The organism is Pseudomonas sp. PDM18 (assembly GCF_014852585.1).
Taxonomy (GTDB): Bacteria; Pseudomonadota; Gammaproteobacteria; order Pseudomonadales; family Pseudomonadaceae; genus Pseudomonas.
In genome coordinates, this window is sequence record NZ_JACVBX010000001.1 from 502,754 (window position 1) to 515,281 (window position 12,528).

Below are 12,528 nucleotides of genomic sequence, written 5' to 3' on the forward strand. Positions count from 1 at the left end.
AAAAAACCCGCTGATGCGGGCGGGGTGATGGCGCTGGCGGTCAGGCGGACAGTCGGTCGAGCAATTGCAGCAGTTGCTCCGTCAGGTCCTCAATTCGCGCGTCCTGCGCGGCGGCGCGCTCTTCCAAGGCGATGATCTTCGTCTTGGCGGTCTGAAGGTTGAGGATCAACTCAGGAACGGGGCGCTGCCAATCAACGATCTGCGGGATGATCTGTTCGCGCGTTTTCACCCATCGTGTGCCAGGCAGCGGGTCCATCTGTAGGAGGTAGTCTGCGTCCTGTACCACCTCGACGAAGCCTGTGAAGTTCCAATACCCGCTGTGGTCGTTGGGCTCCTCTACCTCCGAGGCCAACAGACGACCCTCTGCGTCGTAGAAGTCTCCCACCGGGCGCATCGCGTACAGCACGCCATACTCGGCCACGGCGTCTTGCTCACCGAACACCATGTCGGGATTGGCCAGTGCGAGCTCGTCGGCTACCCCGGTGAACTCGACGAGTTTGTCGGGGGCTGACTTGAACCGCAGGCTGCGGATTTTGTATTTGTCCAGCCGTTCCCAGGCTTTATCCGGGTCAGCCAGATTGATGTCGGTCTTCAGTCGGCGATCCGAAGTCGTGCCGTACGCAGTGTTGGTTCCATCAGTGGTGATGGCGCCGATCTGCGTAGTCGAGTTCTTGACGAACTGGACAAGATATCCCGCGTCCGCTCGGCCTACGTAGGCGGGGGAGCCGCCAGAGCCGTTAGCGCGGAACGCCCGAAGCGATCCGCTGCTCATGGCCCCGCCACTGATTGCGGCGCCGATAGGGTCGGTAGTACAGCCGAAGAAAATGCCTCCCGCGGTGTCCAGCCGCATGCGCTCGCCGCCGCCAGTCGAGAGGGTGAACGGCAGGTAGGTAGACGTCGTAGAGTTAGCTCCGATGCCCATCGTGGTTGCGGTCGTGAAGAACGCCGCCCACGGGCCAGTGCGGTTGCTATTGGTGTACAACGACCATGCTGCGTCGTTTGACGTTCCGTTCGGTATGACCGGGACATACGAAGGGGAGTTTGCTGCGCTGCCGACGAAGGCGGTAGGGTTCGCTGAGCTGAAGTCTCCGCGGAGTCGACCTCCAGCGCTCCAAGTAGCCGTCGCCAAGGCGTTGAGGTCGGTGATGTCGCTGTTGTTCCCAGCGTTTGCCTTGCCGCCCATCGCGGTGTTGATCGCGTTGATCTGCGCCTGAGCCTTACCCATGCCCACCAGCACGGAGTCAGTCGCGATGATGGCGGTGGCAGTAGCAGTCGACAGCCCACTAAGCGCCGCAGCGCGCACGGAGGTGGCGAAGTCGGTCCAAGCCTTCAGCCCGTTCCAGTATTGCGCCGCTGTACCGCCGGTGACCGTCGGTTCTTTCCCGCCCACCGCAGTGCTCAGGGTGTCTATCTGCCCCTGCGCCTTCCCGAACGCCGCTAGCACTGTGTCGCTCGCGACGATGTTGGAGTTCGTCGCGCTGAACCCCAGCAGGGAGACTGCGCGCACCGCGGTCGCCAGGTCCTGCCAGGTGTTGTCCCCGCGCCAAAAGTCGGTCGTTGCCCCGGTCAACCCGCTGACCGTCTGAGACACGGTTATACCTGTCTCGTCTGTAATCAATGTAATTGACCAGCCGTTCGCCCAGTCGCTGCTCATCCCCGCTGCTGCGCCCAGGAACTCCTGCACAACCGCCTTCGGGTTAGACCATGCAGTAGTGGTAGCGCCGATCAGAATGCAGCAGCTCGTACCGTCATGACCGAAGCGGACTTGACTGAACGGAGCGCGCCCGAATAGCTGCGCACCCGAAACGGTCCAGGCAGACGAACTGAAGAAGTTGAAGCCGCTCAGCATCAGCTCCCACGCTTGGGGGGATACGTGGTTGTACCCGATCACCCTCAGCCGCATCATGGTGCTGGTCCACGACACGGGGAGAGTGATCTTCAGCGTGCCAGTTACGCTGCCGCTGGCTGTGTAGCTCGCCACGTCCTCATGCCGCTGCATGCCGCTAGTCCCGGCGACAAACAGCGTGCCGATCTTGGCATCCAGCACATCCTCAGGCGGCAACTCGCGGGAGTATCCGCCCTGGTTGGAGAAGGGTTTACGCCAGGCCATGAGTCATTACGCCAGAATGATGGGTTGGCCCAACTCGACGTTCACTGCGGCGGCCGCGACCGCGACGCCGAGTTTCTGCTGGATGTTGGTGGAGGCAGTCGGCGGGGTGGCCACACCCTTCCCGGGGGTGCTCGCGCTCAGCCAGACGTCACCGGGAGTCATGCCGCTGACCTGGGTGTTGGTGCCCTCGAAGTAGACCGTGGCGGCGGAACCCGAGGCGACACCCGCCAAGACGAAGCCGTGGGCCTGCTTCGCCACGCCGCCGCTGGCATCAGCCTTGCGCACCGCAAAGGCGCTGGCGTTCGACCACACGTTCACATAGTCGCCGGCGGCCAGTGCCTCGCTCGCAGTGATCACCGCAGTGTCAGCGCCCAAGCCTACGGGCATCATCGAACTATCGAGGCGTCCGCTTGCGTCCAGAGCCGGAATGTCGCCGGCATTCGCGGCGCCAGTAGAGGTCTGGGTTGCGGCCACTTCCTGCAGGTTGCCGTTGTTGTTCGTGATGTACTTGTCACCAGCCATTTATAAAGCCTCCAGCGTGATCGCCACGCCCTGGTCGAGAAAAAGCGTCGTTGGGTTCATTGCGAAGCCGACGATCAGCGAGAACAGCGCCGTCGGCGGTAAGGACTGGGTCAGGCTGCCTTCATGGCCGAGGAACACAGGCCCGTCCGTCCAGGACCAGCCGCTGTGGATAACCTCGCCGGAGCGCTGGACATTCACTTGAGCACCCGCATCGGCTGCGCCGAGGGTCATCCCCAGCGTGTTCGCGCGGTTGGCCAGGTTCCCGCAGTCGGCGTAATCGACGGCCAGGCCTTCGGTGGAGAACACCATGCGGTGGCCGCTGAGCGGCACAGCGGCCACCTTCTGCAGCGCGCTGCCTCCGCTCGGGCCGGGAATCCCCTGCGGCCCCGGCGGGCCTTGCTCGCCGAGGGTGACGATCACCAGCTCGGTCGGCGCATAGACCGTGACCGCGTATTCGTTGATGTGCTCGAGCACAAGCGGTTGGTCATCGCCCTCGATGACCACGGCCCATGGCTCTATCTGTTCGGTTTCAGTCATGGCGGCCTCACTGCTCGACGGTGACCTGGCCCCGGAAGAAGCGGCTTACCGTGCCGTCTGAGAACGTGACGTCCAGGTGGTACCAGCCATCGGTCCAGCCGATAGCCGCGGTATCGGTCGCGGACATCTCCACCACCAGAGTTCCGGGCGGGCCGGCGGTGATGCCGTTGCCGGTGGCCAGCACCAGAAGCTCGGTGCCGCCCTCCTCCTTGTCGCGCACCACCAGGCGCGCGGTGGCGTCGGTCAGGTCGACCGGGGCCTGATAGATGAGCTGTCCACCGGACGGCTTCTGGCCGACACCGCTGATCGCGTTGATTTCTAGCGTGTCGGCGTCAACGACCTCGACCCGGTGGGGCAGTTGCCGAGGTGGCTCGCGGTTCAAGCTGCTCATCCCGGCCACTCCGGACATCCAGGCGAGCCAGTCGCCAGACAGACCGTGCCCAGGCGCGGTGAAGCGCAGCGGGGCCGAGGCCTGAATGCTGGTGATGTTCCGGTACTCCCGGAGCGGCTGCATCAGCCGGATGGTGTTGCGAAGGGTGGCGCCGCGAACAATGCGCAGCGCCGCGCAGGCTGGTTGCATCGTGCTCTCCAGAACGAGAAAGCCCGCACTTGGCGGGCTTGGTAGCAGGGGCTGATCAGGTCAGGTCGAGCGACAGATATTCGCTGTAGTCACTGATTTCGAGCGTCAGCATCCCCAAACCCTGGACGCGTAGGCGGTAGTAGCCGGCACTGGTCGGCGGAAGGGTCAGGATGTACATGGTGTTGTCGGGATCCCGCTCGGCCGTGGCGCCATCCGGAACCTTTATCCTCAGCCCACTGCCGACAACGTGCAGAACGGTCGGCGACGCACCATCCCAGCTCTGCAACTCAATGAAGGCATCCACTGGCTGGCTCCCGATGTAACCCGAGAGAAAGTTCAGGTTTAGCTCCAGGAACGGAAACTCATCCTGTGGCGCCCACACCCATCCACCTGTCTGCGGCTGCAGGCTCTGCCCTTCTTCGCCGCGCGTTCTGCCGAGGCCCTGGGTCAGCGCCAGAAGGGTGTTGGCTGTCAGGTTGCAGCTGATGATCGAGCCAGCCGGCCACTCCTTCGCGACAGTACCTTCGTAGCCGCGCAGGATCGGGTACTGGCCCACGGTGTTGTCGGGCTGATAGCGAATGATCTCCCAGGAGCTCTGGTCGGCCGCTGTCACGGTGAGAATGAAGTAGTCGTCCGTGGCGTACATGAGCGCCGCGAGCTGAGCGATCGCCTCGCCTGACAGGGGCAGGACGTAGCCCTCGTCGGCGGCAAAGGTCGACAGCGTTTCAACGCTGAAATTGTTGATGAACAGCTGGGACATGCGCCCCTCCTATATCCAGAAACCGCGCTCGCGGTTGCCTTCCGTCCAGTCGACATCGACGTGGATCGCGTGCGTGAAGGGTTCGTAACTGCCTGTCATATGGGTGCGGTCCGGCGGATCGGTGTCGCCGGTGGCTTTGGTGTTATCCCAAGGCACCCCTGCCGTCGGCACGACCTTGGTCGACTTCGCATAGGTCGGCTGCGCCGAGGTGCTGACAGGTTGGTATTGCTCGAAGCGCAGCGCACTGAGGTGGTTGCTCAGCCGCATCGCCGTGATTGCGAGCCGATACGAGTCGGCGCTGCTGATCTCCAGATCGGTCGCCGCATCCAGGCGCAGGAGCGGCATGAACGAACTGTCAGCGGTCTCGAAGAACCGTCTCTGGAAGGCCTTGTTATAGAGCTCCTTCCCGTCCATCGTTGCGGAGCAGTTCAGGTTCCACCAGTCGCCGTCGGGGATGTTGTCGCCCGGTCCGCCGGCGCCGATCATGTACAGCGCTCTGCCGGACACAGGCGAGAACGCCAGCTCGGTAAAGGCACTGATGAAACTGTCGGTCAGCGGCAGGTCAACGGAAAGCGTGTAGTCGGACGAAGTCGTCGTGTTCAGGGTGAAGCTGGAGATCACCTCACTGCCGCGCTTCAGCCGCACCCGGCGCTCAAAGTCCCCGTCAGCGTGCAAGGCGATATCCGCATGGACACTGCCAGTCCTCGATCCCGCCACCGCAGAGCCGGTCACCAGCGTGTACCCGCCAGAGGCGGTGACCACTGGCGTCGCGTAGTTCAGGTGATCCTCCTCCTCCCAGTCCAGCCGCACTTCGACTAATTGATCCTGGTCGTCGTAGGTCAGCGCAACCAGGCGGTCGTGCATGTAGTAATTGCGCGAGCTGTTGCCGGTGGTGAAGTTGAGCGAGGTGGTGCTGTAACCGTACTGCCAGCCAGGATCGCCTGGCTGCAGCGTCGTGAAGGTGGTCGGTTCGTACAGCGCTTCGCCATGCAACAGGTTGCCGGAGCCGTCGCGTTCCTCGATCAGTACCGTCCCATTCAGGTCCATGTGGATACGGCCGGCGAGCTTCAGGCCACCAGTGACGGAGGTACTGAACTCGCCGAAGCACTGAGCGCGCGAGCGCAGCACCGTCAGCGTCACCACGAACTCCGGCCCAGGCCCGGCCAGCTCCAGCAGCAGGAAGCCATAGGGCAGGTCGCGGCAGTCCGGCGGGTTGGTCTTCGTCGGCAGCAGCGAGATGATCACCGACCGCCCATGGCTGGCGACGCTGGCCACTCGCATGGACAGAATCGAGCCGTTGGGAGGCGACAGGCCGGACGGGTTGGCCTGGCCCAGGTCGTTCAGCGTGACGCCGACCTCTACCGGCGCGACCTCCTCGGCGCCTTGCTCGAAGTAGCCATACGGCCTGACCTCGAAGGTGAAGGTCAGCGGCCCGGAGGACGATACCGTGCCGTAGCGCGGCGAGAGCGTGCCCGCCTTCGGTTTGATCCACCAACGCTGGCCGTCCGGGTCGATGCAGATCCAGCCGCCCATCTGCTCACCGAGCAGCGCCAAGGGGCTGCCGGAGAGCAGTGCATAGTTCTGCCAGGCTCGGCCGGCGGCGCGCTCGGCGGCGATCTCCTCCGGGGTCATGTCCAGCTCGCCGATCCCCGGTACCTTGATCAGGTGCGTGCTGCCCTCGTCGTCGCGCGGGATGCCGGCGGACGCATCGAACAGAGAGGCGGCGATGGCTTCATTCAGCGGCCACTTCGCGGCATCGATCATCAGGCCGGTGGTGGCGCCGAACATCAGCGCAAGCCCGTGGTGGTGATTACCCCAGACCCTGATCTCGCCCAAGCTCAGCGGGTGGAAGTCGTTCATGGGGTCTCCGTCGGCGGCTGCGCGTAGATCATCTTCACCTCGGCGTTATTGGCGTCGCGCATGTACACCTCGTGGATCGGCTTCACCTTCCAGCTCAGCAGGCCGTCGGTGCTCTTGATCTCGATTTCCGGGTGGTAGGTGCGCTCGGTGAAGTTCGATTCCTGCAGCGGGCTGGCGATACCGCCAGAGCTGGCGGCCTGGGGCTTGTAGACGGCACGGCCAGGCGTAGCCGGTCGAGCACCGCGGCGCTCCAACTCGTTGAGTGCACCGATCTGCCGACGCTGGCTCTCCAGCGATTGCAGGTCACTAACCAACTGCTGTGACTGGCGAGCGGCGGTGATGCCATTTCCGATCGCGCGGCGCTCATCCGCAAGGGTCATGGCTATAGCCTCAGCAAGTCATTGGGGATGGCCACCCGGTAGGTCTTGGCCGTCTCGGCGGTGAACTCGTCGCGGTGCTCGGCCGGCACTTCCGGCGCGGTCGTCTGGTGGCGCCGCGGGAACTCCTCGGTGGGCGTGCCGATGTCCAACTCGTCGTAGTTGCCCGAGAAGCCGTCCAGCGTGTCGTCGTAAGTCATCTGGCCGCGCCCGCGCAGCTGGGTCGGCAGTTGGATCAGCGCCGGGATGGTACCGGTGACATCGCTGGCCGGTGGCGCCGGCAGCGTGGTCGGGTCGTCGATCGTGCCACCGCCGCGGCTGATGGCCAGCGTGATGGTGCTGATCGCTGTCTGCCCCTGCAGGTCGAACTCATCGATCAGGGAGAACACCTTGCCCTGAGCCTGGATGCGGTCCTCCATCAGCACGGTGTGCACCAGGTCGATCCCCAGCGCCATCGTGGTCGGCACCTGCCAAGCCACCTTGTTTCCCCGGTGGGCGCCCAGGATCGAAACCCGCGCACCCTCCAGCAGGCAACTGGCGGCAGTCGCAAGGCGATCCTCCTCGCGCAGGTCCACCAGGTAATCCTCGATCGCGTCCTGCACCGCATCCGGCTCCGGGTCGGTGAACTCCGCCGATTCCCAGTCTTCCGACCGCTTTAGCTCGCTTTCCAGCGCCTCGCCGTCACGGCGCAGTACCGGCCCAGCCTGGGCGACACTGGTGGGTGCCTCCACGGTGAGCACGTACTTCTCTGTGATTGGCTGAACCCAGCGCATACCACCGACCACGTTGGCCGCCAGCAGTAGGTTGTTGAATTGGTTGTTCCAGGCCTGCGGCGGGTCGCAGTAAACCCCGGACAGCGGCACGGTTAGAAACTCCGCGCCGGAGAGCAGCTTGTAGCCAGCGGAGTTCAGCGCTTCCTCCACCATTTCAATGGTCGGCAACTCAGTCGAGTTGCCGCGCCAGATGCAGAAGCTGTTGTCCACCGACCAGCCCTGGATGTCCGGGTGTTGCCAGTTGTAGGCCTGGTGCCGCTCGCGCAGCCGGCTGAAGCGATAGCTGAAGGTGATTTCCACCTGGTTGATGCGGTCGGATAGCTTGGCCAGATCGACCGACAAGGAACCGTCGATGGTGCTCCCCGGTCCGAAGCGCTTCAGCGGCGCCTGAGCCTTCCAAGGGGTCACCCTGAGAACGCCCCCCACCGACCGATCGAGACTCCCAGCCACGGACGCAAGGCGCTCGGTGGCATAGTCCCAGCGGCTACGGCCTTCCGTTGCCTCGAATACGTCCGCCGTCCAGGTTCCGCCGACCACGGTATCGATCGCATCGATCTCCATGGCCTCGACCAGGTCCTGCAGGCGGTCGGTCGCTGCGCACGACACGATGCGGTTGCGAGGGTCATAGCTCGGCTGCTCCAGCCAGCCATCGAAGCGCTCCTCCTCGATCCAGCCGGACTCCCGGCTCTCCAGGTAGAAAATCTCGACCGAACGACCGGTCCAGCCTACGACGTCGACGCCATCGTCGGGCAAGTAGAGCGAGAACTCGGCGATGGCCGCCGCGCCTTCCTCCCGCTCAACTCGCACCTTGCCCGCCACCTTGGCGGTGACGTCTTCAGTCCCCAGCATCACCCGGCAGGACCAGAGGACCGACTGCGGGACCGCTACGGGCTCCATCGCTGATCCCTGGCCGCCGCCCAGGGTGTTCAGCGCGACGGTGTTCAGCGCGGCGCCATTGATCAACATCTACAGCTCCTCGCAGGTGATCTGCCAGCCGTGCGGCGTGGCGCCGTTTCCGGGGTCCATGTCACCCTGTGGCCGCTTCGCCGAGACGGTGAACATGGGCATCCACAGCACCTGGTAGAGGCTCGCGCCAGGTACCTCGGCGACCTCCGCCGCGGCACCGGTCAGCACCACTTCCGCGCCAACCCACTCCTTGCCTACCAGCGCCAGCGCATAGACAGGAAAGTCCGGCCGAGGCGTGCCGATGATCTGGAAGCTGCGGCCCTCGCTGACGATGCTCAGTTGCTTGGTGCAGCGCAGCTCCAGGGGCTGGGTGTAATCGAGCCCGTCCAGCCCCGGAGGCATCCAACCGGAGCCGCTAAGCGCGATCGCCGAGCGCTGCCAGTGGGTCTGCTGCACGCCCGCGCCGCTGGTGAGCCGTAGGATTTCCGGGCCGCCCAGCGGAGTGATGGACTGCGCCACGGTGCCGGCGTGCAGCACGATGGGCAGGCCGCCCAGCATGACCATGGGTAGAGACATTCAGGTGCTCCAGAAAAGGAAAGCCCCGCGGGTGCGGGGCTCAGTTTTTGCGACGGTGGCCTTTCTTCAGTGACTCGCGGTGCAGGCTTTCGAACTGCTCACGTGGCGCCTGCATGGTGAAGGACTGGCCATTTAAGTTCAGGATCACGGTCCCAAGGCTTTCGCCGCCGGCCATCCCATCGACGAGCGACGACGCCAGCGCTGGAATGCTCGGAACCATCCTGGGAGCGACAAGGCCGCCAGTTGCGTAACCGCGCCAGCCACTTCCCAGCTTGGCCCGAAGCCCCTGCATGGTGTTCTGGAAGCCATTGCGCCGAATCAGCTCAAGGAAGCTGAGCGCGCCGGGCTCCCTGACCACTTCCTGTGGCTGGACGTGCTCGCCACGGTGGACAACGCCAGCCGGCTCGTACTTGCCGCCAGGACCGGTATAGCCCCCGACATCGAAGCCGGTTGAAGCTCCGGGAAAGCTAACCTGAGGGTTCATCGTCCCTGGCGCTTGCATTTCCGAAGGAGCTTGCAGGGTTACCGGAATGATCATTTGCTGGGCAAGGCCGGCTGCAATCTGCTCCAGCTGCTCTCTGAGCAGATCGAGGCTCTCTGTATTCAGTCCAAAAGATACCTCGACGTTCTGGATGCGACTGATGCGCTGCTCCAGATCATCAAGTCCAGACTGGTTGATGGCTTCGACAGCCTTTGCGTTTCCCGTCTCGATCTCTGCAGCTTTATTCGCAATGCTCTCGAGCTCCTTCGCAACCCCGTCGAACCCGTAGGTATTCCCGCCAGCATCCTTCAGTTGCTGAAGGGCCTGCATCGCTCGGCGAGCTTCCTCGACAGCCTTCTGGGAATCGCCACCTTGCAGAGCCGTTCTTGCAGATGCCTTTGCCTGGACAACGTCACCAAAATCGACCTCACCACCAGTGACCGTGTCGCCAAGCGAGCTGCGGAGGTCTGCAAACTCCTTCTTGATGGAAACCTGTCGTGCGAGAGCAGCTTGAAGGTCCTTCGTTGACTGGCTTAGCAGGGCCTTGGTCTTCTCGACCTGTTCGCTCAGATCCGCAACCATCTGCGCCTGAACGCGCTTCAGATTCCCCTGATTGTTCTTGAAGGCCTCCTCTCTCGCCCGCTGCTCTCTGCGGATAGCCTCCGTTAGGTCACCCTCCTTCTTGACCACCAAGTTATGGGAGCCGTTGATCGACTTTGCGAGATCATTGATGGAGCCGGCAATGGCATCGCTGGCCCCTGACTCTTTCGCGTAGCGACCCCAGTACTTCCTCGTTTCGGAGAAAAGGCGACCCGTGGCGGCCCCGATCTCGGGAGTGAACGAGTCGATCTCCTGGCGGAGCTTGGGCAACTCGCCACGCAGCGCACCGACTACCTGCTCCGTGCTCAGCTGCCCCTCTGTGGACATCTTTCGCAGTTCGCCTACGGTCACTCCAAAGGAGTCCGCCAGCGCCCCAGCGAGACGGTCGGAGCCTTGAAGCACCGAGTTAAATTCTTCGCCGCGAAGAACGCCGCTGGCCAACGCCTGGGAGACTTGTTGAATGACGGACGCCGTCTCTTCAGCCGACGAACCGCCAACCTTCAGGCCTATCGAGATTGCCTCGACAGTTTCAAGCGCAGCGTCCTGCTCCATTCCGGCGTCGCGAAGCGGCCTCTGCAATCTGGAGAAGAGACCGATCAGGTCTTCGACATCGCCCTGGGTCCTGTCGGCAATGCGATCAAGTTCCAATTGCGCGTCATTGAACTCCTCTTGAGATTTGGTCGCCAGTCGCAGCCGCGAGTCCATCCGTCCAACCTGGTCAGCACCTTCTGCGACTTGAGCAACACCAGCCGCCAGAGCTGCCACAGATGCAGCACCGACCGCCGCCGCGCCGCCACCACGAAGACTACCCAGAATCGGAATTGCGCCGGTGGCACCAGAAAGGGCATTTGCCCCAATGCCACCACCCTTGGAAAGCTTTTTCAGCTCCGCATTGGTCTCGGAAATTCGAGTCTTGAGAACTCGCTGAGCCTGCGCCAATTCTTTCGTACTGAGGTTCCCGCTGCTGCGCAATAGCTGATACTGCTGCGTCAACTGAGCAACTGCAGTCTGAAGCTGCCTTGATCGCCCGATGCCCAGCGCGCTCTTGGCTTCCTCAATGTTGAACCGACGCTGTTCATTCGCAGCGAGGCGAAGTGCAGCGGCTTGCTGACGAACGCCCTGGGCCGCCAGTTCACGCTGTGATACCGGCTGCTTGGTAATGGAGCGCATCTCGCGGAGTCGGACCAAGGTGTCGGAGACGCTTTTCCGGTAGTTCGCCTGGGCGAGCGCCAAGTCGCGAGAGGAAAGTACCCCGGCCTCTTTGACCAAGCGGAACTGCTCACGAAGCTCTACAAGCTTGCGCTGAGCCTGAGCAATCTGATTGACACCAAGAGCCTGGGAGGCTCGACTCAAATCGGCCTCGGCCGCCCCGGAAGAGATGCGTTGGCTCAGCTCCCTGCGCAGCCGCGACTGCTCAGTGGCAAGGTTGCGCGTATCGATCCCCGCGGCCTGCAAATCAGCCCTCATGGCCGCCAGACTCACCCGGCGCTGCACCTCGACACGGTCGAGACGCTGAAGCTCTGCGGTGGCTGCTTTGTAGGAGGCCTGCAGTTCTTTACTGGGTGACGCGGAGCGCGCGAGCTCATTACCCAGATCGCGCACTCGGCGCCGAGCCTCCTCGGCCGCCCGCGCACCTTTATCAAGCTCCTCCTCCAATGACCGGAACGAGTTCACCTGGCGAAGGGGCTTCTCAACCTCGCGAACTAGCTTCTGCCACTCCGAACGAAAGGACCCCACGTTTCGAGTAGCGGCATCAACATCCGCAGAAAGCCGGAGCTCAACATCAGTCATGGAATTAGCCCTTCAAGGAGCGCAGAAAAAGGCGCCACGGGTACGAAAGAACGTTGGAATGCCCAACACGAACCAGAGCGCAGATGGACTTTTCCAAGCAAATCAGGGCATCGCCTGGCGCTTGGCCAGTCTCGCCCCCATCTCGAAAAAATGGCGGTTCATCGCCTTGCACTCAGCTAACACCTCCTCCAAGTGGCTGGGCAGCATTTGCTCAACCTGGTCCTTGGTCAGAGTGGTGAACGCCATGAGGTCGCACAGCCGCAGATCCGGCAGAAGGAAGTCCCCGAGAGCGTCGTCCTCGTTCACCGCCTCAGCCGAGCTGAGCAGCGCCCTTATCTCCGACACGCACAGCTCCTTCACCGTAAGTTCGAATGGCCCCGCCTTGATGACCTTCCTTCCCGCTACTTCAGACATACCAATCTCCTGGCAATAAAAAACCCGCCGAAGCGGGTTGCTGTTTACTTGGTCAGTCAGCAGGACTTATCTGACTTGGTTATCACCATTTTTTCGTCGGGCTTGCTGCAAGAAATGAGCACACTCCCATCCACCGTACAGATGCGAGTCACGGTCATCTGCGAAGTATTTACGATGTGAACGATGTCCGAGGGAGAGACGTTTAGTTGAGCAACAACCCTGGACTGGGTCGCCAAACACT

General features: G+C 62.9%; 11 protein-coding genes. All 11 read right to left on the reverse strand.

All coding sequences use genetic code 11. The features are described from left to right. Window positions 1–40: 40 nt before the first annotated feature. The 11 genes from IB274_RS02325 to IB274_RS02375 all read right to left on the reverse strand — a co-directional run bounded on the left by IB274_RS02325 (window position 41) and on the right by IB274_RS02375 (window position 12,287). Window positions 41–2,110 (reverse strand): tail fiber domain-containing protein, encoded by a 2,070-nt coding sequence (locus IB274_RS02325; RefSeq protein ID WP_192430483.1) that lies wholly within the window; start codon window positions 2,108–2,110, stop codon window positions 41–43. Between the two features lie 6 nt (window positions 2,111–2,116). Further along, window positions 2,117–2,632 carry a hypothetical protein gene (locus IB274_RS02330; protein WP_192430484.1) on the reverse strand — a complete coding sequence of 172 codons (516 nt, stop codon included), beginning with the start codon at window positions 2,630–2,632 and terminating at the stop codon, window positions 2,117–2,119. After that, on the reverse strand, window positions 2,633–3,169 hold the full coding sequence (locus IB274_RS02335) for a hypothetical protein (RefSeq protein ID WP_192430931.1): 537 nt from the start codon (window positions 3,167–3,169) through the stop codon (window positions 2,633–2,635). Window positions 3,170–3,176: 7 nt separating this feature from the next. After that, window positions 3,177–3,749, reverse strand: coding sequence for a hypothetical protein (locus IB274_RS02340; RefSeq protein WP_192430485.1), 573 nt, complete (start codon window positions 3,747–3,749; stop codon window positions 3,177–3,179). Between the two features lie 55 nt (window positions 3,750–3,804). Continuing rightward, entirely contained in the window at window positions 3,805–4,509 is a 705-nt protein-coding gene (locus IB274_RS02345; RefSeq protein ID WP_192430486.1) for a hypothetical protein, read from the reverse strand. 9 nt (window positions 4,510–4,518) lie between these two features. Continuing rightward, window positions 4,519–6,369, reverse strand: coding sequence for a hypothetical protein (locus tag IB274_RS02350; RefSeq protein WP_192430487.1), 1,851 nt, complete (start codon window positions 6,367–6,369; stop codon window positions 4,519–4,521). Next, window positions 6,366–6,749, reverse strand: a complete 384-nt coding sequence (locus IB274_RS02355; RefSeq protein WP_192430488.1) for a hypothetical protein — start codon at window positions 6,747–6,749, stop codon at window positions 6,366–6,368. The genes IB274_RS02350 and IB274_RS02355 overlap by 4 nt, the downstream gene beginning before the upstream one ends. Before the next feature lie 2 nt (window positions 6,750–6,751). Then, entirely contained in the window at window positions 6,752–8,485 is a 1,734-nt protein-coding gene (locus tag IB274_RS02360; protein ID WP_192430489.1) for a hypothetical protein, read from the reverse strand. After that, window positions 8,486–9,001, reverse strand: coding sequence for a hypothetical protein (locus IB274_RS02365; protein ID WP_225614616.1), 516 nt, complete (start codon window positions 8,999–9,001; stop codon window positions 8,486–8,488). A 40-nt stretch (window positions 9,002–9,041) separates the two neighbouring features. After that, window positions 9,042–11,873: a tape measure protein gene (locus IB274_RS02370; protein ID WP_192430490.1), complete on the reverse strand. Its 2,832-nt coding sequence runs from the start codon at window positions 11,871–11,873 to the stop codon at window positions 9,042–9,044. 102 nt (window positions 11,874–11,975) lie between these two features. Beyond that, window positions 11,976–12,287 carry a hypothetical protein gene (locus tag IB274_RS02375; protein ID WP_192430491.1) on the reverse strand — a complete coding sequence of 104 codons (312 nt, stop codon included), beginning with the start codon at window positions 12,285–12,287 and terminating at the stop codon, window positions 11,976–11,978. Between the last annotated feature and the right edge of the window lie 241 nt (window positions 12,288–12,528).